This is a genomic window from Streptomyces sp. NBC_00370, assembly GCF_036084755.1.
Classification (GTDB): domain Bacteria; phylum Actinomycetota; class Actinomycetes; order Streptomycetales; family Streptomycetaceae; genus Streptomyces.
The window spans coordinates 2,555,375-2,578,019 of the sequence record NZ_CP107968.1 but is presented as its reverse complement, the minus strand read 5'-3'; the positions used below and the strand labels follow the sequence as shown (position 1 = coordinate 2,578,019).

Here is a 22,645-nt window from a genome sequence, read left to right as displayed (position 1 = left end):
CTACGGTGCGTCGTCGCCGCCGATGAGGCCGAGCGAGACCGTCCACAGCTCCCGTGCGGTGTCGGGGTCGATCGCCCACTCCTTGACGCCGTGGCTGTTGTCGAACAACTCGGCGTCGTTCGGCACGGTGTGGGCCTCGCGACCGTCGTCGAGGTAGTGGCCGCCAGTGCGGGCGAACTCCGGGGCGACCGCCGCGACGAGCGTGGTGGCGGCGCCCTGTCCTGGGGTCTTGTACGTGAAGACGCCCGCGGCCTCGGCGTCGGCCAGGTAGTCCTTCTGTCGCTGCGTGAAGTGCCGTTGCAGGCCCGTGGCCACGCCGCCGGGATTGACGGTGTTGGCGACGATGCCGTCGGCCGCCCAGCGGCGGGTGGCTTCGACCGCGAACAGCGAGTTCGCCGTCTTGGACTGCGCGTAGGCCGCCTGCGGGTCGTAAGCGCGCCGCGCGAAGTGGAGGTCGTCGAACACGACGGGTGAGCGCATGTGCGCCGTCGAACTGACCGAGACGATCCGCGCGCCGCCGCGTTCGCGGGCGCCCGCGGCGAGGGCGGCACGCAGACCGAGGCTCAGGGCGAAATGGCCGAGGTGGTTGCTGGCGAACTGCAGCTCCCAGCCCTCCGGGGTCCTGGCCGGGCCTGGGGTGATGACTCCCGCGTTGTTGATCAGCAGATGCAGCGGACCGGACCAGCTCCGGACGAAGCCGGTCACCGCCGCCCGATCGGCGAGGTCCAGGGCGGCGACGTGCACACCGCCACGGCCGCCGGTCGACCGTGCGATGTCCTGGGCGACTTCGCGCCCCGCGACGGTGTTACGGACCGCCAGTGTGACCTCGGCGCCCGCGCGGGCGAGTGACGTCGCGGTCGCACGGCCGATCCCGGACGAGGCACCGGTGACGACGGCACGTATGCCGCTGAGGTCGACACCGGCGACGACCTCGTCAGCCGTGCTCGCCGCGTCGAAGCGTGTGGTGATGAGCGGACGGGGCGTTGCCATGGCGGTCTCCTGAGAACTCGACTATACAAACCAAGCATACTCTGTCTAGTAAGTCTGCGGTCGAGTACACTCTGGGGGTGAGTTCCGCCGAATCCGACGTCAGCAGGGGCAAGGAGGGCGAGGCAGGCCGGCGTGCGCATGTCCTGGACGCCGCGCTGCTGACCTTCGCCCGTTACGGCTACCGGAAGGCATCGATGGACGATGTCGCCCGGGCCGCCGACATCTCCCGGCCCGGTCTGTACTTCTACTTCGCCTCGAAGCGGGACCTCTTCAGGGCAGCCGCCACGCATGCGCTCGACGGTGACGTCGCAGCCGCCGAACGGGCCCTGGCCGACACCGGACGCCCGCTCGGCGACCGGCTCGTCGAGGCCTTCGACCACTGGACGGGCCGTTACGTCGGACCGCTGGCCAAGGACGTCGCCGTCCTGCTCGACAGCAGTCCGGACCTGCTCGGTGCGATGGTCACCGAATACTCCGCCCGGTTCGCCGGGCTGGTCACCGACGCCCTGACCGCCGCAGCGCCGGCCGGCCGCGCGGGCGTGGCGAACGATGTGGCGCAGACGCTGCTCAGCACCGCGAACGGCATCAAACACCAGGCGGCGACCCGCGAGGAGTTCGTCGCACGCATGACCACCGGCGTCGACCTGCTGCTGCCCGCGCTGGAGCGCGTCCCGCGATCCGGCTGAGTTCGCGATCCGGCTGAACCCACGACCCGGCTGAGCTCACGATCCGGCGGAGTTCGCGTCAACGCAGCGGCAGGATCACGCGGATGGTCTTTCCCGTCGAGGTGACGGTGACGGCGACCGCGTTCGCCAAGCGGTGCACGATGGGCCAGCCGAAGCCGCCCGGGTGGATGTCGCATCGCGAAGCGCGCGCCGACGGGAGCCGGGTGCTGCGGTCCGCGACCGTCACTTCGCACGAGTCGTCCAGCACGGTCACGGAGAACCCGGTGAGACCTCCGCCGTGTCTGATGGCGTTCGTCACCAACTCGGACGTCACCAACACGGCGTTCTCCAGGCGCTCTTCGTTCGTGCGGACGGACGGGCGGCGCAGTGCGTCACGTACCCGGCGGCGTGCATCCGCCGGCATGACCGACTGGTTTTCCTCGCCTGGCTTTTCTTCGCCCAGGAGCCCGGGCGCGATCATTTCTTCCGCCTCCGGCACCGCTTTCGCGGCAGCGCAAACGTAACCCTCCGTCGTACACGCTGCTTTCGCAGGGGCCGCCACCGCCTTTCCTCCGGTCTGCCATCGACTATTCGGTACCGAGCGGCCGGCGGATGGGTCCCGAATCGCAGGTTTCGCAATGATCACCCCTTGACTTCCGCCCCTCCCCACGGCTTGACTTCGGCCCGGAACCAGTCGTTCTCCTTCTGCCAACGACGGCTGTTGATGTTCCCGGTCCGCGGCCCCTTCCGGCTCGCGTAGACCCCCTCCCACGCCGGTGTCGCCGGGCGCCCCTACGCCCGGCGGCGCCGGTTCATATTTTCGAATCTCGACCAATCCGTGCCGCCCGCGGCGCCGAATACCGGTTGGCAGCCAACAGGAGGAGCTGGAATCTGGATCTTGTGAACGGGTGACGGGCACGCCGCACTCCCGCCGGGGAATTTGATTCCCGGTCAGGGAGGAGTTCGGTGTGCCTTTTGGCGTTTCCCTTCTTCGGCCCGCCGCTGACCGCTCCTTATGAACATTGAGCTACAAGTATTGCTACTCGCGATCGTTTGTGTTGATATGCAAACCCGTCTTGTCCTTTCTTAGTGAATGTGCGATGTCACAGAATCTCTTCGAACCTCGGCGCCCGGCCGAGCGCGAACCGGCACCGCCGGCCGTGCCGCCGCGCGACGAACCGTCGTGGGCGCGCATCTACTGGAACACCCTCCGGTCCTTCGTGCGCAGGAACTTTGGCCGCCGGCAGCGGCGTTGGCCGTACGCCGCGGCGGCCGTCGTGGTCGTCGCCGCGTTGGTGACGGGAACGGTCCTGCTGGTGGGCGGGAAGACCGGACAGGACCACTCGCGGAACTCCGCCGACGCCGATTCCGCCGGTGCCAAGGACGGGCCGGGCAGCGGCCCTTCGCCCGAGGTCCGGACCGAGGCGGCCCGGTGGATCGCGACCCATATCGGCGCCGGACAGGTCGTGGCCTGCGACGCCGCCGTGTGCGGCTCGCTCGCCGCCGTCGGCTTTCCCGTCGCTTCGACCGTCCGCGTCGGCGACAGCGCCGAGGAGTTGCAGAGCGCCGATGTGGCGGCCGTGACCTCGACGTTGCGGCGCCGGCTCGGCACGGGCATCGACAACGTGATCGCGCCGGACGCGCTGGCCGTCTTCGGGACCGGCGACCGGGCCACGGCCCTGTATCCCGTCGCCCACGCCGGCCGCGCCGCGTACGTCGTACAGGCCTCCGACGAGGCGGCGGCGCGACGCGCCGCTGGCAAGGCGCTGCTCGGCAACGACCGGCTGAGCTTCACGGGGCCCGCCCGCCAACTGCTCGGCGCGGGGCGGGTGGACATGCGCGTTTGTGCGCTGCTCGCCACGCTGGGCGGCCAACACACCGTGACCGTGACGTCGTTCGGCCCCGCCGCACCCGGCGCCGCGGTGGGCGTACCGCGCAGCGCGCTGGAGATATCGACCGTCGACCGGGTGTCGGCGGCCGGCCACGCCACGGCGGCCGTCGCGCTGCGCGCGCTGGTCACCGCCCAACGCGCGCCCTACCTGCCGCTGGACACCGCCGTACGGGCGGCACGCGGTCAGGAACCCGGAGTGCTGAGCCTGCGCTACTCCCAGCCCGCGCCCCTCGACCTGCTCGCCACGCCCACCGCCGAGTCGGCCGCGTCAGCGGCCTCCTGAACTCCTCCCCGTTCCCGAGAAAGGCCCGACGCATGAGATCCACCGCACCGCCCGTCGTCACCCGCAGGTCCCCGGCCCGCGCGGTCCGCGTGTGCGCGGCCGTGCTGCTGTCCGCCGCGCTCGGCACCGGTGTGCTCGCCGGGCCCGCCGCCGCTTCCGGCAGCGACGCCTGGTCGGGCGGCTGGGTGCGACTGGCGCACTTCTCGCCCGGCGCTCCGGCCGTCGACGTGTACCTCTACCCGTTCGGCGGCGCCAAGGCCGCGATGGTCCTGCGGAACGTGTCGTACGGCGACGCCTCCCCGTACGAGTCGGTCGCCACCGGCCAGTACACCGTGGCCATGCGCGCGGCGGGCGCCGCCGCCTCGGCCACGCCCGTCATCAGCTCGACCGTCCAGGTCAAGAAGGGCAAGGCGTACACCGTCGCCGGGCTCGGGCCTGGCTCGGCGCTCCAACTCCGCACCCTGCCCGACCAGATATCCGCCGGCGCCGACATGGCGGGACTGCGCATCATCCAGGCGTCGTTGAACCAGCCCTCGGTCAACGTCAATGTCGCCGGCGGCGACCGCAGCACACTGCGCTTCCCGACGTCCACGCCGTACGCCTCGGTCCCGGCCGGCGCGACGGCCGTCCAGGTCAGCAGCGGCGGCGCGACCACCTCGCGGACGCTGGACCTCGCGGGCCGCAGCACCCACACACTGGTGGTGCTGTCGTCGTCCGGCGCCGCCCCGAAGCTCCTCGACCTGACGGACTCGGACGGCGCCTCCATCGAGCCGCAGGGCGGTGTCGAGGCCGGATTCGGCGGTCTGAGCGGTACGAAGTCCACCGTGGCCGACGCGTCCGCCGGTGACGGCGCCTCGTCCGGCGCCGGTGCGACGGCCGGGTGGGCGGCGGCGCTCCTCGCGGGAGCCGCGCTCGCCTTCTTCGGCGTACGACGGCTGCGCAGGTCCTGACACCCGTGGGCCGCCACGCCAGACGCCGCTCCCCGCGCCGGGCCGTGCTCGGTTCGCTCACGCTGCTCGGCGCGGCTTCGGCGGCGGGCGGCGCGGTGGGCCTCGGGCTGCAACTGGCCCACGCGGGGCCGTTCGCCGCTGACGGGGCGGGCCTGTCGGACACGGCGAGGGCGGCGGCGACGGCGCCCGACATCCAGTCGGCCGGTACGCGGCCCGGCGACCCCGGACCCAACGTGGCGCACCCGCAGGGCGCGGTCGTCGCCCAACCCTCCATCGCGACACCGGAGTCGGGGGCGCGGCCGACCACGGTCTCCATCCCCGCGCTCCAGGTGCGCAGTTCGCTGGAGACGCTGGGTCTCGCCTCTGGCGGCACGCTCAACTCGCCCACCGATCCCCAGCAGGCGGGCTGGTTCGAGGGCGGAGCGCTGCCGGGACAGCCGGGACCCGCCGTGCTGGTCGGTCATGTGGACTCGCTCGACGGCCCCGCCGTCTTCGCCGATCTGTCGCTGCTGCGGCAGGGCGACACGATCACCGTCTCGCTCAGCGACGGCAGTTACGTACGTTTCCAGGTCACGTCGGTGCGGCGGTACGCGAAGGACGCCTTCCCCACGGAGGACGTGTACGGCGCGCGGCCGGACCCCCAACTGCGGCTGATCACCTGCGGCGGGACGTTCGACGGAGACCGTTACCGGGACAACGTGGTGGTGTTCGCGCGTCTCCAGCCGGCCGGCGCGCGAGCGCGCTAGCGCGTCAGGCGCAGTCCGGCGATCAGCAGCCCGACCAGCCGCCGCGCGTCGTAGTGCGGATCGCTGTCGGCGCCGACGCAGAGGTTGCCCACGCCGTGCATCAGCTCCAGGGGGTCCATGTCGGGGCGGATCTCACCGGCGGCGGCAGCGGCGTCGAGCAGCTCGCCGCAGACCGGTACGAGCCGGTCGCGGAAGTAGCTGAGCAGCGCGTGCAGGCCCGCGTCGTCGGACTGGAGCGCGGCGGCGAGCCCGTGCTTGGTGACGAGGAAGTCGACGAAGAGGTCGATCCACTGCCCCAGCGCGGCGTGCGGGGACGCGCTGCTCGCCAGCAGGGCGGGCCCGGCCTCGGCGCATGCCTCGACCTGGTGCCGGTAGACGGCGATGATCAGGTCCGCCCGGGTCGGGAAGTGGCGGTAGATCGTGCCCGTGCCGACACCGGCCTTGGCCGCGATGTCACGGACCGGAGCTTCCACGCCCGCGGTGACGAAGATCGCGGCGGCGGCGTCGAGGAGCGTTTCCTTGTTGCGCCGGGCATCGGCCCGCTTGGGCCGGGCGGCCCGCACCGGGTCCGGGGCCGGCCCCGAGCCCCCGGTGGCGTCGCTGTCGCTCACTGGGCCGTCCTCTCTGCGCGCCGCTCCGGCAACGGTACGGAACGGCGTGCGACGTTCCGTACCGTTATCGGAGCAAGGTTCCGTTTACCCGATGATGCCAGAGCGGGAAGCGGCCGGCCAAGCTCAGCCCTTATCGGGCGCGCTGCTCGTACCCGACGAGCCGGACACAGACGGTGAGGCCGAGGATCGCCTGCTCCAGCTCCGCGAGGCTCGGGTAGGTGGGCGCCACGCGGATCACCGCGTCGCGCGGGTCGTCACCGTACGGGTGGGTGGCACCGGCCGGGGTCAGGACGATGCCCGCCTCGGCGGCGCGGCGTACGACCTCCTTGGCGCAGCCGTCCGGCACCTCCAGGGTCACGAAGTAACCGCCCTTGGGGGAGGTCCACTTCGCCAGCCCCGTGCCGCCGAGTTCCGCGTCCAGGATCCGCGCCACCGTGTCGAACTTGGGCCGCAGCAGGGCGCGTTGGCGCTCCATGTGGGCCCGTACGCCGTCGGCGTCCCGCAGGAACATGACGTGCCGCAGCTGGTTGACCTTGTCGGGGCCGATGGACCGCTTGGCGTTGTTCGCCAGCAGCCACTTCAGGTTGGCGGGCGATGCGCCGAAGAACGCGACGCCGGCGCCGGCCGCCGTGATCTTCGACGTCGAGCCGAACACGAACACCCGGTCGGCGTTGCCCGCCTCGGCGCAGGCACCGAGCAGATCGGCGATCTCGGCCGGCTCGTCGGTGAGGTGGTGCGCCGCGTAGGCGTTGTCCCAGAAGATCCGGAAGTCGGGCGCGGCCGTGGTCATCGTGGCGAGCCGCGCCACGGTCGCGTCGCTGTACGAAACGCCGTCCGGGTTGCTGTACTTCGGCACGCACCAGATGCCCTTGACCGCCGGGTCCTCGGCGACCAGCCGCTCCACGGCGTCCATGTCGGGGCCGTCCTCGGTCATCGGCACCGGGATCATGTCGATGCCGAACCGCTGGCACAGCGCGAAGTGCCGGTCGTAGCCGGGCACCGGGCACAGGAAGGCGATCCGCTCCTGGTCGACCCAGCGCGACTCGGCGCCGGGCAGCACGCTCAACAGGGCGTGCACCAGGCTGTCGTGCATCAGCTCAAGGCTGGAGTTCCCGGCGGCGAGCAGCTGCGCGGCGGGCACCTGGAGCACCCCGGCGAATATCTCGCGAAGCTCGGGAAGTCCTTGCAGGCCGCCGTAGTTGCGTACGTCCGTGCCGTCGGCCGCGGTGTGCGGCCCGCCGGGCAGGCTCAACAGCTCGTCGGAGAGGTCGAGTTGCTCGGGTGCCGGCTTGCCTCGGGTGAGATCGAGCGAGAGCCCACGTCCCGCGAGGTCCTGGTAGTCCTGGCGGGCCTGGTCGAGGAGCCGCGTCAGGGCGTCTGGGCTCAGCTCGGTGGTCATGGTGTTTCCTCTCGCGGTACTGCTTCGACAGGTGCTGCTGCCGAGAATACAAACCGGCGCGCGGACCGCCGCAGGCGCCGTACGCGCTGAGGGACGTGAACCTGTCCGGTGGCTGCGGGCAACAAGGGGCAGACACGGGCGCCCCGTCGGCCAGGACCTGGGGTGCGGCCCGGCCGAGAACGCGGGGGAAGCTGCGAATGCCGGATCTGTCGGTGGTTGCGCCGTGCTTCAACTTCAGCCGTAACTTCGGCAAGGAGGCCGCCATGCTCGCCGGACTGCGCAGGGCGAGCGGGCGGGCGGTCGTCCTGATGGACGCCGACCTCCAGCACCCGCCCGAACTGATCACGCGCATGCTGGAGTTGCACGGCCAGGGCTACGACCAGGCCGTGGCCCGCCGGCTGCGTGGCCGACTACTACCAGCTGGACGAGATCACCTACTCGCCGCCCAGGCGGTGAGCGTGAACCTTTTCGAGCCCTCACGGGAAGTACGGGCGTCAGGTTCCGTCCGTACCCGTCCGCACGCCGTCCGCACACGGTCTGCACCCATGAAGGAGGCCAGGTGACCGGGCCACCCGATGACGCCACCATCATCAGACAGTCACTGGAACAGCCGGAACTCTTCGCGCTTCTCTACGAGCGCCACGCGCCCGACATCCACCGCTACGCCGCACGCCGTATCGGGGACGCGGCTGCCGACGACATCACGGCCGACACGTTCCTGGAGGCGTTCCGCTCGCGCGGCCGGTTCGACGGGCGGCGGGAGACCGCGCGGCCCTGGCTGTACGGCATAGCGGCGCACCGCATCGGCAAGGAGCGTCGCGTCGAGATCCGCAGCCTCCGCGCACGGGCGCAGGACCCACCGGCCGCCGAGGTGTGGACCGACCAGGTCGACCACCGGGTCACCGCGCACGCCGCGCTCCGCGGCGCCCTCGCGGACCTGTCCGCAGGGGACCGGCACGTGCTGCTCCTCGTCGCCTGGGCCGATCTGAGCTATCAGGACGTCGCCGACGCGCTGTCCATCCCGCTGGGCACCGTCCGCTCGCGGCTCAACCGCGCACGCAAGAAGGTGCGCAAGGCCCTCGGGGCCGATCCCACACTCGTGCTCGACGCCTCGGAGACGGTGACCGCCCATGGATGAGATGGACCTCCTGCGCGAACTGGACGACCGGCCACGCCCCGACCGGGCCCGGCTGACCCCCGGACGGCAGCGGCTGCTCGACGCGGCGGCGCGCGGCCGTAAGGTACGGCGGTTCCGCACCGACTGGCGGTTCGCGGCTGTCGGCGCGGTCGCCGCCGTCACCGTGGCAGCCGTACTGGCCGGCCAACTCGCCGCCGACGGACGGCAGAACGGGCCCGCCACCCGGCTCGGCCACGGACCGGACATCGGGACGCCGGCCGAGATCCTCACCACCCAGGCGGACGCCTTGGAGAAGCAGCACTGGCCCGTGCCGCAAGCGGGCCAGTGGGTGTACAGCCGCTCCATGTCGTTCTGGGCCCAGGGCGGCGACCGGACCACATCGGGACCGGCCGAACAGTGGGACCCGTACGCCAACCCGGCGCTGGAGAAAGGGAAGTCGGGGGACGACTACTCGCCGCGGAAGAGATACCAGATCCTGGTGTCCCTTCCCGACGACACCGAAGGGGTACTGGCGAAGGCGCGCGTCGTCTATCCGGCGCCGAAGAACGCGAGCGAAGGGGCCCCGGAGACACAGCCGCAGCACGATTTCCGCGCGCTGAGCGTGCTCGCGGACAGCTATCCGGCCGATCCGCACGGGATGGCTCAGGTCTACCGGGCCATGGCCACGGTCAAGGGCATCGAAGCGACGCCTGCCACGGATCTGGCCGGCCGGTCGGTGATCGCGTTCAAGCTGACCAGCCCCAGCGCCAACTCCGTTGCGGCCGGGATCAGCAGCGAGTACTTGCTCGACCCGAAGTCCCACCTGTTCACCGGGACGCGGAGCATCGCCCTGGCCGACACCACGGGCCAACAGGTGTCGGTGCCGCCGAACATAAAGGGACATCCCAAGCTGGTGGGGCCGAGCTACAAGAAGGGAGATGTCGTCATGGCGACCACATCGCTGGGACACGCCCTGGTCAGCGCCAAGGGAGTCAGACCCTGACCCCTGAACTCCCGTCCGCGGCTGGCTCCTGTCCGGGAGCTGATCAGCTGTGGGGCACTTCGGCGCGCCAGGCCGGGTCGCGGCCCAGCAGCGACAGCATGCGGTCCATGGGGGACGCGTCCGCCTCGTGCGGCCGTACCGGAGCGAAGGACGCGTCGGGTCGCAGGCGGTCGGCGCCCGTCGGGACCTTCCGCGCGATCGACAGGGCCGCTTCGACCACGTCCGGTGCGTACGACGCCTCGACGCCGAGCGTGGCCGCGACGTCCCAGCCGTGCGCCACGTAGTCGACGAGGTGGAACCCGACCGCGACGCGGCCCGGGAACGGGCCGCCGTCGCGGACCTCGGGCAGCCAGAAGGGACGGTCGAGCACGCCGTCGGCCGCGAACGCGGCCGTCACCCGCTCGGCCGCCGTCCGGTACTCCCAGGACGGTTCGGGGCCGACGGCCGCCGCCGCCCAGTCCGCGCGGTCGGATACGGCGCCGTCGGCGGCCGCCGCGAAACCGTGCTGGTGGGCGGTCATATGGCCGAGCAGGTCGCGGAGCGTCCAGCCCGCGCACGGCGTCGGCCTCTCCAGCGACGCGATGTCCACACCGTCGACGATCTCGGCGCTGCGCTCGACCGCACGCCGGTCCAGCTCGATGAGATCCGGCATCGGAGCCTCCGAAAAATAGTAAGCGTATATAGATAGTCTAACTCTGCTTATTATATGTCAAGGGTAGAATTCCGCAGATGGAGCGGCAGGACCTAGGAGCACTCTTCGCACGGATCACCCGTCGCCTCATCGACGCGGAGAAGCCGCTGCTCGCGGCGCGTGGCCTGGCGATGTGGGACTACATCGTCCTGGCCCAGCTCGCCCGTGGCACCGCGCCCACCCAGCTGGCGCTCGCGCAGGCCGTCGACTACGACAAGACGCGGCTGATCAAGCTCCTCGACGAGCTGGAACGCCGTGGCCTGCTCACCCGTGAGCCCGACCCCGCCGACCGCAGGGCCAGGATCGTACGGCTCACGCCGGCCGGCGAGCGGCTGCTGGCCGAGGCGCGGGGGGATATCCGCGTGATGGAGGAAGACCTGCTCGGGCAGCTCGACGGCGCCGAGCGTGACGTGCTGCTCGCGGTCCTGCCGCGGCTGGCCGAAAACGGCTGACGGCGGCCGCCGATCGCACGGCCGGCCGTCGCACAGGTGGCGGCCGACAACGGGTGCGGCGCCGCGTACCGGTGTAGGCATGAGGACGTGGCGCCGCCGCGTTTCGCGCCCACCCGCCCCCGTACCGCCATGCCTCGAAGGAGCCCCCCGTGCCCATCTCCGTCGACAAGCTCACCGATCCCGCGGTCCGCGCCTTCGTCGGCGCCCTTAACAAGGGTGACCGCGACGCCTTCCAGCAGACGCTCGCGCCCGGCGCCACCATGTCGGACGACGGCAGCGAGCGCGATCTCGCCGACTGGACCGACCGGGAGATCTTCTCCTCGCGCGGGCACATGGACGTCGAGTCGCAGGCGGACGGCGGGCTCGCGCTGATCGCCACGTACCGCAACGACACCTACGGCGAGATGCGGACCGCGTGGCGGTTCATCGTGGACGGCGGCAAGATCGGCCGCTTCGAAACGGGTCAGGCGTGACGCGTCGCGCCTGACCGCCGACGAACGCCGTTCCCCGCGGGGCGGGTCCGTGACACGGGCCCGCCCCGCGGTGCGTCTCGATGCGGCTGCGCGCAGGGCGGCTTGACGGGGCGTCAGGTCGGGCGTCAGGTCGGCTGTACCGGAGAGCGCTCTCCTGTACGGACCGGAAGATCCTCGTAACCTCCCGGAAGCAAGTTGCGGCACGAGTCTTGACGTGCAGTGAGCCGAGGGTGAGCATCTTGAGCGTCGGAGAGCGCTCTCCCACTTCCGTCCTCGCTGTGACGGAATCCCCCTCCCAGGAGGACCGACATGCTCGTTGCATCCCGTGGCACCCCCGCCCGGCACAGACCCTCGCTCGTCCGTTTCAAGGCCGTCGCCGCACTCTGCGCCGCCGCGCTGATCGGCGCGCTGCTGATGCTGCTGCCCGCGACCAGCGCGCAGGCGGCGGCGGTTCCGCTGTCCCAGGGCAAGACCGCAACCGCGTCCAGCGTCGAGAACGGCGGTACGCCGGCCGCCAACGCCTTCGACGGCGACGCCAACACCCGCTGGTCCAGCGCGAACAGCGACCCCCAGTGGATCCAGGTCGACCTCGGTTCCGCCCAGGCCGTCAGCCAGGTCGTGCTGAAGTGGGAGTCGGCGTACGGCAAGGCGTACCAGATCCAGCTTTCGACGGACGGGTCGAACTGGACGACGGCGTATTCGACCACCACGGGCGCCGGTGGTACGGAGACGCTGAACGTGTCCGGCACGGCGCGTTACGTGCGGCTGTACGGTACGGCCCGCGCGACCGGATACGGCTACTCCCTCTGGGAGTTCCAGGTGTTCGGCGGCTCGGGCGGCTCCGGCGGCACGTGCGGGACCACCAACGTGGCCAAGGGCCACACCGCCACCGCCTCCAGCATCGAGGGCGCGGGTACGCCCGCTTCGGGTGCCTTCGACGGGGACGCCGCCAACACCCGCTGGTCCAGCGTGAACAGCGATCCTCAGTGGATCCAGGTCGACCTCGGTTCGGCGCAGCCCGTCTGCCAGGTGGTACTGACCTGGGAGTCGGCGTACGGCAAGGCGTACCAGATCCAGCTTTCGACGGACGGGTCGAACTGGACGACGGCGTACTCGACCACCACGGGCGCCGGTGGTACGGAGACGCTGAACGTGTCCGGCACGGCGCGCTATGTGCGGCTGTACGGTACGGCCCGCGCGACCGGATACGGCTACTCCCTCTGGGAGTTCCAGGTCCGCACCACCGGTGACGGACCCACCGACCCGCCCACCGACCCGCCGACGGATCCGCCCACCGACCCGCCGGGGAACTGGTCCACGGTGTGGAACGACGACTTCACCGGGACGGCGGGCAGCGGCCCCTCCAACGACTGGAAGGTGGTCACCGGCACCTCGTACCCGGGCGGCGCCGCCAACTGGGGCACCGGCGAGGTGGAGACCGCGACCAACTCTCCCGCCAACGTCTCCCTCGACGGCAACGGCCATCTCAACCTCACCGCCGTGAAGAACGGCACCAGTTGGACCTCGGGCCGGATCGAGACGCAGAGCACCGAGTACGCGGCCCCGGCCGGCGGCCAGTTGCAGGTCTCGGCCACCGTCAAGCAGCCCAACCCGGCCAACGGGCTCGGCTATTGGCCGTCCTTCCGGATGATGGGCGCCGCCTACCGGGGTGACACCGCGTCCTGGCCGAAGAGCGGCGAGATCGACATCCTGGAGAACGTCAACGCCCGCAACCAGCTCGGCGCCACCCTGCACTGCGGCACGGCGCCCGGCGGCAACTGCAACGAGTACAACGGCATGACCAGCGGACTCGCCTCCTGCACCGGCTGCCAGACCGGTTACCACACCTACTCCACGATCATCGACCGCACGGTGTCCGACGAGCAGATCCGCTGGTACCTCGACGGTCGGCAGATCTGGCAGGTCAACGAGTCGCAGGTCGGCGTCTCCACCTGGGACGCGGCCATACATCACGGCTTCCTGCTGACGTTCAACCTCGGCATCGGGGGCTCGTACCCGGACGCCACCTGCGGCTGCACCACGCCCAGCGCGGCGACCAGTTCGGGCGGCGCCCTGAGCATCGACAAGGTCACCGTCTCCAAGACCACGGGCAACGCGCCGGCGCCACTGACCGACCCGGCCGTGCCCACCGGCGGCTCCACCGTCAAGGTGACCGGCAGCCAGGGCAATTGGGCGCTGACCGTCAACGGCCAGCCGTACCAGGTCAAGGGCATCACCTGGGGCCCGGCCAACAACACGGCCGAAGCCCACATCCGTGAGCTGAAGTCCATGGGCGTCAACACCCTGCGTACGTGGGGCACCGACGCCGGTTCCAAACCGCTGCTGGACACGGCGGCCGCGCACGGTCTCAAGGTGGTCAACGGCTTCTGGCTCAACCAGGGCGCCGACTACGTCAAGGACACGGCGTACATGGACAGCACCCTGGACCAGATCAAACAGTGGGTGACCACCTACAAGAACCATCCCGGCGTCCTGATGTGGGACGTCGGCAACGAGGTCATCCTCACCACCCAGGACCACACGTACGACGGCTCGACCGTCGAGCAGGAGCGGGTCGCCTACGCCAAGTACGTGGAGCGCGTCACGCAGGCCATCCACGCCATCGACCCCAACCACCCGGTCACGTCCACCGACGCCTGGACGGGCGCCTGGCCGTACTACAAGACGTACACCCCCAGCCTGGACCTGCTGGCCGTGAACTCCTACGGCTCGCTCTGCACCGTCAAGGGAGACTGGAACAGCGGCGGTTACAACAAGCCGTACATCATCACCGAGGCCGGCGAGCCCGGTGAGTGGGAGGTGCCGGACGACGCCAACGGGGTGCCGACCGAGCCCACCGACATCCAGAAGCGCGACGCCTACCTGACCAACTGGGGCTGCGTAACCGGGCACGCCGGGGTCGCGCTCGGCGCCACCGTCTTCCACTACGGCACCGAGAACGACTTCGGTGGTGTCTGGTACAACACCGTCCCGGCCGGCTGGAAGCGGCTCAGCTTCTACTCGGTCGCCAAGGACTACGGCGGCAGCGCGGCGGCGGCCGGTGCCAACACACCGCCGGTGATCAGCGACATGTCACTCAGCAACACCAAGACGGTCCCGGCGGGCGGCACCTTCGACATCACCGCCAAGGCCACCGATCCCAACGGTGACCTGATCCGCTACCAGCTGCTCTACTGCGGCAAGTACGTCAACAACGGAACCGGCTTCAGTCAGGTCGACTTCAAGGAGACTGCCGACGGCAAGTTCACCGTGACGGCGCCCAAGACACTGGGCGTGTGGAAGGTCTACGTCTACGCGTACGACGGCCACGGCAACGTCGGCATCGAGACCAAGTCCTTCAACGTGGTGGCGCCGCCGGTCAGCGGTACCAACGTCGCCCTCGGCAAGCCGACCACGGCGTCCACCTTCCAGGCCGACGGCGACGGGGCTCCGTACCCCGCGTCCAACGCCACCGACGGCAAGTGGACCACCCGCTGGGCCAGTGCCTGGGCCGATCCGCAGTGGGTGCGGGTCGACCTCGGCGGTGTGACGGCGATCAAACACATCCAACTGGGCTGGGAGGGCGCCTACGGCAAGGCGTACCAGATCCAGACCTCGAACGACGGTGACAACTGGACCACCGTCTACTCCACCACCACGGGCAGCGGCGGCGTCGAGGACTTCGGCGTCACCGGGAGCGGCAGGTACGTACGGATCAACATCACCCAGCGCGGCACCGCGTACGGCGACTCGCTGTACGAGTTCGGGGTCTACTCCTGACCCCTGCTGTGAGCTGCCGGTTGCTCCGTTCCGGCCGCTGAAGGGAAGCGGAATTCGGTACGGCTCGTGTACCTGGCATCGGGGCGCAACACCGTTGTCGGGTACGCGGGCCGGTTCGGCGAGTCGGGGAAGTGCTGGGTCTCCAGACACACCGCGCCGTGCCGCTCGTACGGTTTGGCCGTCTCACCGGCGTACGAACCGGCGAGTGAACCGTCCAGCTCGTTGCCGGTGTACACCTGGATACCGGGCTCGGTGGTCCACACCTCCAGCCGCCGTCCGCTCTCCGGATGGGCGAGCCGCGCGGCCCGCCGCAGCTCGCCGGGGACGGCAGGCGGGGTGAGGATCCAGCAGTGGTCATAGCCGCCGGCGTCGTGCAACTGCGCGTCGTCGGCGGCTATCTCGTCACCGATCGGGTGCGGCTCAGCGAAGTCGAAAGGAGTGCCGGACGTCGCGACGGCCGGTCCCAGCGGAACACCGCTCGCGGTGACCGGGAGATAGCGGTCGGAGTCCAGGGCGAGGGTGTGGCCGAGGACGGTACCGATGCCGGCGCCCGCGAGATTGAAGTAGGCGTGGTTGGTGAGGGAGACGACCGTCGGCAGTTCGGTACGTGCCGTGTAGTCGACGGCGAGCGTGCCCGAACTGTCCAGCGTGTACGTGACGGTGACGTCCAGCGCACCGGGAAAGCCCATGTCGCCGTCGGGGCTGTGCAGGCTCAACTCCACTGACACGGAGGGGAGATGTGTGCCACGGTCCGTGGTGCCCGGTCGTGCCGTCCAGATCCGCCGGTCGAAGCCGTCCGTACCGCCGTGCAGGGCATGGCCGCGGTCGTTGACGGGGATCTGGTGCGCGCGGCCGTCGAGCGTGAACCGCCCGCTGTCGATGCGGTTGGCGTACCGGCCGATCAGCGCGCCGAAGTACGGGCTGTGGGCCGCGTAGTCGCCCACCGACGGCAGGTTGAGCACCACGCACGCGGCGACGCCCGAGCTGTCCGGCACCCACAACCGGTGCAGTATCCCGCCGTACGTCAGCACTTCGGCGCGCACACCGCCGCCGGAGTCCAGCGTCCACCGGTCGACGGCCGCGCCGGACGGCGCCGTACCGAAGGGAGCACTGGCCAGGGAGGGACGGGACATGGGGGTCCTTCGGAGGGTGCGGGCACGGAAGTGCGACCGGGGGAGGGGGGTGGGGGTGTTCGGTGTGCGGCGGCGGGGCGCCGTCGTCTCAGCGTCTGCGGACCGTCGTCGACTCGCGCACCACGAGTTCGTAGCCCGGCCGGATACGCCGTGGCGACGGAGGCTCCTGCCCGCCGCCCGCGCCCGACTGGCTGCCGGCGCCCCCGCCGATGCGCTCCACCAGGCAGTCGACGGCGAGTTGGGCGATCGTGGACTTGTCGGGAGCGACCGTCGTCAGCGACACTGCGCCGTAGCGGCCCTCCTCGATGTCGTCGAAACCGACCACGGCGATGTCGTCCGGCACCCGGACACCTCGCTCGGCCAGCACGCGCAGCGCGCCGAGCGCCACCAGGTCGTTGTAGGCGAACACCGCGTCAGGACGCTGCCCGCGGTCCAGCAGCGCGGCCATCGCCGCCGCGCCGTCACGCCGGTCGTAGCCGCCGGTGACCACCACCATGGACTGCTCGGGGGTCCCTCCCGAAGCGGCGATCTCCTCGCGCCAGCCCCGCAGCCGCAGATGCGCCGGCTGCCGGGCGCTCTCCTGCTGGGCGCCGAGGAACGCGATACGCCGGCGGCCCAGGTCGAGCAGATGCCGTACGGCGGTCCTGGCGGCGGCAACGTTGTCGATGGCGATGTGGTCGTACGGCGCGTCGTACTCCCGCTCGCCCAGCAGCACCATCGGCGGGCCTGCCACGCGTGCGAGCAGGTCCTGTGCCTCCAGCCGGATCGGGCTGAGGATCAGCCCGTCGATCACATGGGACCGGAAGCCCTGCGAGACCAGCACCTCCTTGTCCCGCCGCCCGGCCGTGTGGTCGAGCAGGACGGTCTGGTCATGGCGAGCGGCGGCGTCGATGACGGCGCCCGCCAGCTCGGCGAAGTACGGGTTCGCCAGCTCCGGCACGGCCAGGGTGATGATGCCCGTACGCCCCTTGCGCAGATGACGGGCCGTCAAGTTCGGCCGGTAACCCAGCTCGTCGATCACACGCTGGACGCGCTCGCGGGTCGCCGGTGTCACATGGGGAAAGTTGTTCACCACGTTCGAGACGGTCTTCACCGACACCCCGGCGCGCAACGCCACATCCTTCAGGCTGACGCCCACAGGACCCCCACTCTCTCGTCTCGCCCCGTTCGTTCGGTACGCGCTCCCGCTTGTCCGCTACGCCAGTTGCTGGGTGCGGCTGAGCAGCGTCTGCAGCAGGACCACCACGGCCAGGAAGCCGCCGTTGACCGCGTCGGTGAAGGCCGAGCCGTACTGGGAGAAGTAGTGGTCGATCAGGTTGTGGATCACAGCGAGCAGCAACACCCCGCTGACCGTTCCCACGACGGACCCGCTGCCGCCGGTGAGCAGTGTGCCGCCGATGACGACCGCGGCGATGGCGGTGAGTTCGTAGCCGATCCCGATGGTGGTGACGCCGGAACCCAGCCGCGCGCTGCCGAGCGCGCCCGCGGCGGCCGCGAGGGTGCCGGACAGCAGATACACCAGCACCTTCGTGCGTACGACGGGCAGCCCCATCAGCTCGGCCGCGTTCTCGTTGCCGCCCATCGCGGTCAGTACGCCGCCGAACCGGGTACGGGTCAGCAGCAGCCCACCGAGGCCGAAGAGCACGGCGACGATGATGACCGGCGTCCACACTCCCTGGCCGAGGTGGCGGAACGCCGACCCCGCCGGTACGAGGTTGGTGGTGGCGCCTTCGTCGGTGATGGCCTGCAGCAGACCGCGCGCCCCGAGCAGCCCCGCCAACGTGACGATGAAGGGTGCCATTCCCGCACGGGCGATCAGCAGCCCCTGCACCAGACCCCAGGTCGCGCCGACGGCGAGCGGCAGCAGGATCGCCAGCCATGTCCCGCCCGTATGGGCGCCGTACGCGCCGAGGACACCGCCGAGCGCGTACATCGAACCGACGGACAGATCGATGCCGCCGGTGATGATGACGAAGGTCATGCCCAGGGCCAGCAGCCAGATGAAGGCGTTGCTGCCGAGGATGCCGCTGATGTTGGACCAGGTGGGGAACGTGTCGGAGGTGGCCGAAGCGATGACGACGACCAGTACGAGCACGGCGAGCGCGCCGCGCCGCTGCACCTGGGACGCCAGCCGCTCGCGCAGCGCGGGGGCGGTGGCGGCGGCCGGGGCCGCCGGACTGAGAGCAGTGGTGCTCATCGGGTACCTCGCTCCTGGGAGGCGTACACGGCGAAGCAGATGATGACCGCCTCGACGATCTGGGTGTAGGAGGTGTGCACGTTGTGCTGGGTCAGGACGGCCGTGATGAGCTGCATGAACAGCGCGCCGGCGACCGTGCCGAGCACACGTACCCGGCCGCCGCTGAGCGCCGTGCCGCCGACGACGACGGCGGTGATCGCGTTGAGCTCCATGTTGAGCCCCTGGTTCGCCGGGTCGGCCTCGGCGCCGTGACCGACGATCATCACGCCCGCGAGGGCCGACAGCACACCGGAGATCACGTACACACTGATCAGGACTCGGCGTACCGGCAGCCCGGACAACCCACTGGCCTGCCTGTTGTCGCCGATGGCGACGAGCTGGCGGCCGAAGGTCGTACGGCGGACCACGAGCCCGGTCAGCAGGGCGCAGCCGGCGGCGATCCAGGCCATCACGGGAATGCCGAGGACGTTGTCCGAGCCGAGCGTCAACAGACCAGGCTGGATGACGGACTTGGCGGAGTTGCCGTTGACGATCTCGGCGAGCCCGCGCACCCCGATCATCAGGGAGAGGGTCGCGACGATCGGCTGGATACGGGCGATGGCCACCATCGCACCGCTCACGGCCCCGGATGCGGCGCCGAGCAGCAGGGCGACCAGCAGGACCATCGGCAGCCCGTACCCCACGTACAGGGGGACGACGGAGGCGGCGAGCGCGATGGTGGCACCGACGGAGAGGTCGATGCCCTCGGTGCCGATGACCAGCGCCATCCCGAGGGCCACCAGGAGAGTGGGGGCCACCTGGAAGAGCTGGATGCGGACGTTGGAGAGGGACAGGAAGGAGCTGTCGAGCCCGACGGCCACGATGAAGAGGATGGCCAGGGCGGCGTAGACGCCGTACTGCTGGAGCAGCCGCAGGAGCCGGGCGCGGTCGAGGGAGGGGCGGTCCGCCCAGGTGGTGGAGGTCATCGGCGCTCCTCGTCGGGGGCGGAGGCAGGGGCGGGGGTGGACGCCGGCCCGTGATCGGGTGGGTCGGGCGTTCCGGTCGCGGCTTCGGGCTCGGTCTCGGCTTCCGTACCGCCTTCGGCTTCGGCTCCGGTCCCGCTGTCGGTCGCGGCTTCCGTACCGCCTTCGGCTTCGGTCTCGGTCCCGCCTTCGGATTCGCCCGGTGTGGCCAGCGCCGTCAACAGGGCCTCCTCCGTGACGTCCTGGCCTTCCAGATGGCCGACGACACCGCCGTCCTTGAGGACCACGACCCGGTCCGATCCCTCGACCAGTTCCTCCAGTTCGGAGGAGATGAGCAGCACCCCGAGCCCGTCGCCCGCCAGTTCGTCGATCAGGGCCTGAACCTCGGCCTTGGCACCCACGTCGATGCCGCGCGTCGGTTCGTCCAGCAGCAGCACCTTGGGGTTGAGGCAGAGCCAGCGGGCCAGCAGCACCTTCTGCTGGTTGCCGCCGGACAGATCGCTGACCCGCTGGTCGGGCCCGGTCGCCTTGATCCGCAGCCGGTCCATGAAGAAGCGCACGATCTCGTCCTGCTTGGCCTGCGAGACCACCCCCGCCCTGGAGAGCGTCGGCAGGGCGGCGAGCGAGATGTTCTCCCGTACGGACAGGCTGGGGATGATGCCCTCGACCTTGCGGTCCTCCGGCAGCATGACCACACCCGCCTTGATGGCGGCGGCCGGTGTACGGCGGTGCAGGGTCTTGCCCGCGATCTCCACCGAACCGCTGTCCGTGGGCAGCGCCCCGACGATGGCCTTCGCCGTCTCGCTGCGACCGGCGCCGAGCAGACCGCCGAGTCCGACCACCTCGCCGGGGTGGATGTCGAGGGACACCCCGTGCAGTCGGTGGCGGGCCGTCAGATCCGTTACCCGAAGGGCCGGTTGGCCGTCCTTACGGTCGTGGCGGTCCGCGTCGAACGCGGTGGCGCCCTTGTCGCGTACGGCAGACATCTCCCGGCCGAGCATCAGCGAGATGAGCTTCAGCCGCTCCAGACCCGCCATCTCGCCGGTGTGCACGATCGCGCCGTCCCGCATGACGGTGACGCGGTCGCATATCTCGTACAGCTCGTCCAGCCGGTGGCTGACGTAGACCACGGCGATGCCCTGGTCCCTGAGCCCCCGGATGACCGTGAAGAGCGTGTCGACCTCCCGGGGTTCCAGGGACGACGTCGGCTCGTCCATGATCACGACGCGCGCGTCGATCTGCACGGCGCGCGCGAGGGCCACCATCTGCTGGGCGCCGAGGCCCAGCGTGCGGAGCGGGCGGGTGACGTCCACATGCACGCCGTACCGTGCCAGCACCTCGGTGGCCTGGCGGTTCATCCGGCGGACGTCGATCAGGCCGAACCGGCGCGGCTCGCGGCCCAGATGCAGATTGCGGGCCACCGACATCAGCGGGACGAGATTGACCTCCTGGTAGATGGTCGAGATCCCGGCCGCCTGGGCTTCCAGCGGGTTGCGGAAGTCCCTGTCCTGCCCGGCGAACCGCACCCGCCCCTCGTCCGGGTGGTACACGCCGGTCATCACCTTGATCAGGGTCGACTTCCCCGCGCCGTTCTCCCCGATGAGCGCGTGCACTTCGCCGGCCCGCAGGCCGAAGTCCACGTCACGCAGGGCGTGTACACCGGCGAAGCTCTTGTTGACCCCGGTGACTTCGAGGACGTGCCCACTCCGGGGGTCGGGGTCCTGCTGGACCACGGTCTTCCTCCTTGCTGCCGCTGCCGTGACGGGAGTCCGCGATCAGTACACAAGGCCCTTGTCGAGGGCGTCCTTGGCGTTGTCGCTGGTGAAGTGGCCGTCCTTGATGATGACGTTGGGCTGGACGCCGTCCGTGCCGTAGAAGTCCTGGAGCGCCTTGAAGGCCAGCGGTCCGAACCGGGGGTTGGTCTCGATGTCCGCGACGACCTGGCCCGAGGCGACGTTCTGCACGACCTGCTGGATGCCGTCGATCGAGACGAGCTTGATGTCCTTGCCCGGGGTTTTGCCCGCGGACTTGATCGCCTGGAGCGCGCCGAGCGCCATCTCGTCGTTCTCGGTGTAGACCGCGTTGATGTCGGGGTGCGCCTGGAGCAGCTGCTCCATGACCTTCTGCCCGTCCGTCTGGGCGAAGTTGGCGGTCTGCGAGGCGACCACCTTCACGTTCGGGTACTTCTCCTTGATCCGGTCCTGGAAGCCCTTGGTCCGGTCGGTGGAGACGTTGTTGCCGGGGGTCCCGGTCAGGATGGCGACCTTCGCCTTGCTGCTGGTCGCCGTCGCGAGGTCGTCGGCGGCGATCTGCGCCTGGCCGTAGAAGTCCGAGCCGATGAAGGCGATGAAGTCGGTGCAGGCCTTGCCGCCGACGGTGCGGTCGATGGTGAGCACCGGGATCTTCTTGGCCTTCGCCTGGGCGAGGGCGGGGCCGAGCCCGTCGGAGTTCTCCGGCGCCACGATCAGGGCCTTCGCGCCCTGCGCGATCATGTCCTCGATCTGCGAATTCTGCGCGTTCACATCGGCGTTGGCGTTGCGCTGGATGAGCTTGACGCCCAGCCGCTTGGCCTCGTTCTCGATGCTCTTGGTCTCGGTGGCGCGGAACGGGTTGCTGGTCGACTCGGACTGCGAGAACCCGACCACCGTCTTGCCGTCGGTGATGTCCAGCTTCGGCGCACCGCCGCCGTACGACTGGAACGTGCAACCGGGGCCCGCCGCCGACGCGGAGGGCGAAGCGACCTGCTGCGCCGCGGCGGAGTTGTCGGCCGCGGGCGACGAGCTGTCCGAATCGTCCGACGAGGAGCCGGAGTTGGTGCACGCGGTGGCGGCCAGGCACAGGCCGGCGGCGAGCACAGCGGTGGAGTACGACTTGGCCCGGAAGGACTTGGCCCGGATGGAGGTGTTCATGCGCCGATCACATCCTCATTGATGCCGAAGGGGCGGGTTGGGGGGAGGCGTTGGAGAAGCGCGTTGGGGGAGGCGGATCGGCCGGGACGAGTGCGGCCCGGACGGGCATTCCAACGTTGTACAGGACCATGGAGCATGGCGGTCGGCACTGTCAAGAGTCCGGACTTCATGCCTTTCGGCGGCTCGCCAACTCGCCCTCGAACGGGGGATATTGGGTGTTTAGTCCCGTTGTTCGCGTCATTACAACGTTGTTATGGTGGGGCCGCTTGTCTTCGTGCGCGCTTCAACTCCTAGCGTTCGCGGCATGGAATCAACAGGAACTCCAACAGGAACCACAACAGGGGCCGCAGGAACCACAGGGGCAGCTGGAGCGGCGGGAGTCGGTGCCAGGGC

Annotated in this window: 20 protein-coding genes and 1 pseudogene; 10 read left to right on the top strand and 11 right to left on the bottom strand. The window is 70.3% G+C overall.

Translation table 11 applies throughout. From position 1 onward, the window contains the following. On the bottom strand, positions 1-990 hold the full coding sequence (locus OHS57_RS11275) for an SDR family NAD(P)-dependent oxidoreductase (RefSeq protein ID WP_328581827.1): 990 nt from the start codon (positions 988-990) through the stop codon (positions 1-3). Between the two features lie 77 nt (positions 991-1,067). Here OHS57_RS11275 and OHS57_RS11270 point away from each other — a divergent pair, with 77 nt between their 5' ends. After that, on the top strand, positions 1,068-1,676 hold the full coding sequence (locus tag OHS57_RS11270) for a TetR/AcrR family transcriptional regulator (protein WP_041990345.1): 609 nt from the start codon (positions 1,068-1,070) through the stop codon (positions 1,674-1,676). Between the two features lie 58 nt (positions 1,677-1,734). On the opposite strand, the gene OHS57_RS11265 is transcribed toward OHS57_RS11270, so the two are convergent. Beyond that, positions 1,735-2,154 (bottom strand): ATP-binding protein, encoded by a 420-nt coding sequence (locus OHS57_RS11265; RefSeq protein ID WP_328581826.1) that lies wholly within the window; start codon positions 2,152-2,154, stop codon positions 1,735-1,737. Between the two features lie 601 nt (positions 2,155-2,755). On the opposite strand from OHS57_RS11265, the gene OHS57_RS11260 reads away from it, so the two are divergent. The 3 genes from OHS57_RS11260 to OHS57_RS11250 are packed head-to-tail and all read left to right on the top strand — an operon-like array spanning position 2,756 to position 5,525. Continuing rightward, the gene (locus OHS57_RS11260; protein ID WP_328581825.1) at positions 2,756-3,829 is read left to right on the top strand and encodes a hypothetical protein; all 1,074 of its coding nucleotides are present in this window, start codon (positions 2,756-2,758) and stop codon (positions 3,827-3,829) included. A gap of 32 nt (positions 3,830-3,861) precedes the next feature. Then, on the top strand, positions 3,862-4,779 hold the full coding sequence (locus tag OHS57_RS11255) for a DUF4397 domain-containing protein (protein WP_052457133.1): 918 nt from the start codon (positions 3,862-3,864) through the stop codon (positions 4,777-4,779). 5 nt (positions 4,780-4,784) lie between these two features. Continuing rightward, positions 4,785-5,525 carry a class F sortase gene (locus tag OHS57_RS11250; protein ID WP_328581824.1) on the top strand — a complete coding sequence of 247 codons (741 nt, stop codon included), beginning with the start codon at positions 4,785-4,787 and terminating at the stop codon, positions 5,523-5,525. On the opposite strand, the gene OHS57_RS11245 is transcribed toward OHS57_RS11250, so the two are convergent. Both OHS57_RS11245 and OHS57_RS11240 read right to left on the bottom strand, forming a co-directional pair. Further along, positions 5,522-6,136, bottom strand: coding sequence for a TetR/AcrR family transcriptional regulator (locus tag OHS57_RS11245; protein ID WP_041990350.1), 615 nt, complete (start codon positions 6,134-6,136; stop codon positions 5,522-5,524). The genes OHS57_RS11250 and OHS57_RS11245 overlap by 4 nt on opposite strands. Before the next feature lie 130 nt (positions 6,137-6,266). Further along, positions 6,267-7,535 (bottom strand): aminotransferase class I/II-fold pyridoxal phosphate-dependent enzyme, encoded by a 1,269-nt coding sequence (locus tag OHS57_RS11240; protein ID WP_041990353.1) that lies wholly within the window; start codon positions 7,533-7,535, stop codon positions 6,267-6,269. 230 nt (positions 7,536-7,765) lie between these two features. On the opposite strand from OHS57_RS11240, the pseudogene OHS57_RS11235 reads away from it, so the two are divergent. The 3 genes and pseudogenes from OHS57_RS11235 to OHS57_RS11225 form a co-directional block, all read left to right on the top strand. After that, positions 7,766-7,939 (top strand): annotated as a pseudogene (locus OHS57_RS11235) (glycosyltransferase); the annotation flags it as partial. A gap of 155 nt (positions 7,940-8,094) precedes the next feature. Then, complete coding sequence (locus OHS57_RS11230) at positions 8,095-8,673, top strand: RNA polymerase sigma factor (RefSeq protein WP_041990357.1); 579 nt, start codon at positions 8,095-8,097, stop codon at positions 8,671-8,673. Further along, a complete protein-coding gene (locus tag OHS57_RS11225) occupies positions 8,666-9,655 on the top strand; it encodes a CU044_5270 family protein (protein ID WP_328581823.1) in 990 nt (329 codons plus the stop codon). Before OHS57_RS11230 ends, OHS57_RS11225 begins: the two co-directional genes overlap by 8 nt. 43 nt (positions 9,656-9,698) lie before the next feature. Here the strand turns inward: OHS57_RS11225 and OHS57_RS11220 are convergent, their stop codons facing one another. Beyond that, positions 9,699-10,307 carry a TIGR03086 family metal-binding protein gene (locus OHS57_RS11220; RefSeq protein WP_328581822.1) on the bottom strand — a complete coding sequence of 203 codons (609 nt, stop codon included), beginning with the start codon at positions 10,305-10,307 and terminating at the stop codon, positions 9,699-9,701. 77 nt (positions 10,308-10,384) lie between these two features. On the opposite strand from OHS57_RS11220, the gene OHS57_RS11215 reads away from it, so the two are divergent. The 3 genes from OHS57_RS11215 to OHS57_RS11205 all read left to right on the top strand — a co-directional run bounded on the left by OHS57_RS11215 (position 10,385) and on the right by OHS57_RS11205 (position 15,051). Further along, positions 10,385-10,798 (top strand): MarR family winged helix-turn-helix transcriptional regulator, encoded by a 414-nt coding sequence (locus OHS57_RS11215; protein ID WP_328581821.1) that lies wholly within the window; start codon positions 10,385-10,387, stop codon positions 10,796-10,798. Between the two features lie 149 nt (positions 10,799-10,947). Then, positions 10,948-11,271 carry a hypothetical protein gene (locus OHS57_RS11210; protein ID WP_041990364.1) on the top strand — a complete coding sequence of 108 codons (324 nt, stop codon included), beginning with the start codon at positions 10,948-10,950 and terminating at the stop codon, positions 11,269-11,271. Between the two features lie 414 nt (positions 11,272-11,685). Then, positions 11,686-15,051 carry a discoidin domain-containing protein gene (locus tag OHS57_RS11205; protein WP_443043070.1) on the top strand — a complete coding sequence of 1,122 codons (3,366 nt, stop codon included), beginning with the start codon at positions 11,686-11,688 and terminating at the stop codon, positions 15,049-15,051. Here OHS57_RS11205 and OHS57_RS11200 read toward each other — a convergent pair. The 6 genes from OHS57_RS11200 to OHS57_RS11175 all read right to left on the bottom strand — a co-directional run bounded on the left by OHS57_RS11200 (position 15,042) and on the right by OHS57_RS11175 (position 22,252). Next, complete coding sequence (locus OHS57_RS11200; RefSeq protein WP_328581819.1) at positions 15,042-16,184, bottom strand: aldose epimerase family protein; 1,143 nt, start codon at positions 16,182-16,184, stop codon at positions 15,042-15,044. The two genes, OHS57_RS11205 and OHS57_RS11200, sit on opposite strands and share 10 nt — an antisense overlap. 88 nt (positions 16,185-16,272) lie before the next feature. Beyond that, positions 16,273-17,322, bottom strand: coding sequence for a LacI family DNA-binding transcriptional regulator (locus tag OHS57_RS11195; RefSeq protein WP_328581818.1), 1,050 nt, complete (start codon positions 17,320-17,322; stop codon positions 16,273-16,275). A gap of 57 nt (positions 17,323-17,379) precedes the next feature. Then, positions 17,380-18,381, bottom strand: coding sequence for an ABC transporter permease (locus OHS57_RS11190; RefSeq protein WP_328581817.1), 1,002 nt, complete (start codon positions 18,379-18,381; stop codon positions 17,380-17,382). Then, on the bottom strand, positions 18,378-19,346 hold the full coding sequence (locus OHS57_RS11185) for an ABC transporter permease (protein WP_041990373.1): 969 nt from the start codon (positions 19,344-19,346) through the stop codon (positions 18,378-18,380). The genes OHS57_RS11190 and OHS57_RS11185 overlap by 4 nt, the downstream gene beginning before the upstream one ends. Next, complete coding sequence (locus OHS57_RS11180) at positions 19,343-21,076, bottom strand: sugar ABC transporter ATP-binding protein (RefSeq protein WP_328581816.1); 1,734 nt, start codon at positions 21,074-21,076, stop codon at positions 19,343-19,345. The genes OHS57_RS11185 and OHS57_RS11180 overlap by 4 nt, the downstream gene beginning before the upstream one ends. Before the next feature lie 42 nt (positions 21,077-21,118). Further along, positions 21,119-22,252: an ABC transporter substrate-binding protein gene (locus OHS57_RS11175; RefSeq protein WP_041990375.1), complete on the bottom strand. Its 1,134-nt coding sequence runs from the start codon at positions 22,250-22,252 to the stop codon at positions 21,119-21,121. Positions 22,253-22,645: the final 393 nt, after the last annotated feature.

Coding starts and splice junctions, on each gene's coding strand:
- OHS57_RS11275 (WP_328581827.1), bottom strand. CDS start 990: ATGGCAACGCCCCGTCCGCTCATCACCACACGCTTCGACGCGGCGAGC.
- OHS57_RS11260 (WP_328581825.1), top strand. CDS start 2,756: ATGTCACAGAATCTCTTCGAACCTCGGCGCCCGGCCGAGCGCGAACCG.
- OHS57_RS11255 (WP_052457133.1), top strand. CDS start 3,862: ATGAGATCCACCGCACCGCCCGTCGTCACCCGCAGGTCCCCGGCCCGC.
- OHS57_RS11240 (WP_041990353.1), bottom strand. CDS start 7,535: ATGACCACCGAGCTGAGCCCAGACGCCCTGACGCGGCTCCTCGACCAG.
- OHS57_RS11225 (WP_328581823.1), top strand. CDS start 8,666: ATGGATGAGATGGACCTCCTGCGCGAACTGGACGACCGGCCACGCCCC.
- OHS57_RS11220 (WP_328581822.1), bottom strand. CDS start 10,307: ATGCCGGATCTCATCGAGCTGGACCGGCGTGCGGTCGAGCGCAGCGCC.
- OHS57_RS11215 (WP_328581821.1), top strand. CDS start 10,385: ATGGAGCGGCAGGACCTAGGAGCACTCTTCGCACGGATCACCCGTCGC.
- OHS57_RS11205 (WP_443043070.1), top strand. CDS start 11,686: ATGCTGCTGCCCGCGACCAGCGCGCAGGCGGCGGCGGTTCCGCTGTCC.
- OHS57_RS11200 (WP_328581819.1), bottom strand. CDS start 16,184: ATGTCCCGTCCCTCCCTGGCCAGTGCTCCCTTCGGTACGGCGCCGTCC.
- OHS57_RS11190 (WP_328581817.1), bottom strand. CDS start 18,381: ATGAGCACCACTGCTCTCAGTCCGGCGGCCCCGGCCGCCGCCACCGCC.
- OHS57_RS11185 (WP_041990373.1), bottom strand. CDS start 19,346: ATGACCTCCACCACCTGGGCGGACCGCCCCTCCCTCGACCGCGCCCGG.
- OHS57_RS11175 (WP_041990375.1), bottom strand. CDS start 22,252: ATGAACACCTCCATCCGGGCCAAGTCCTTCCGGGCCAAGTCGTACTCC.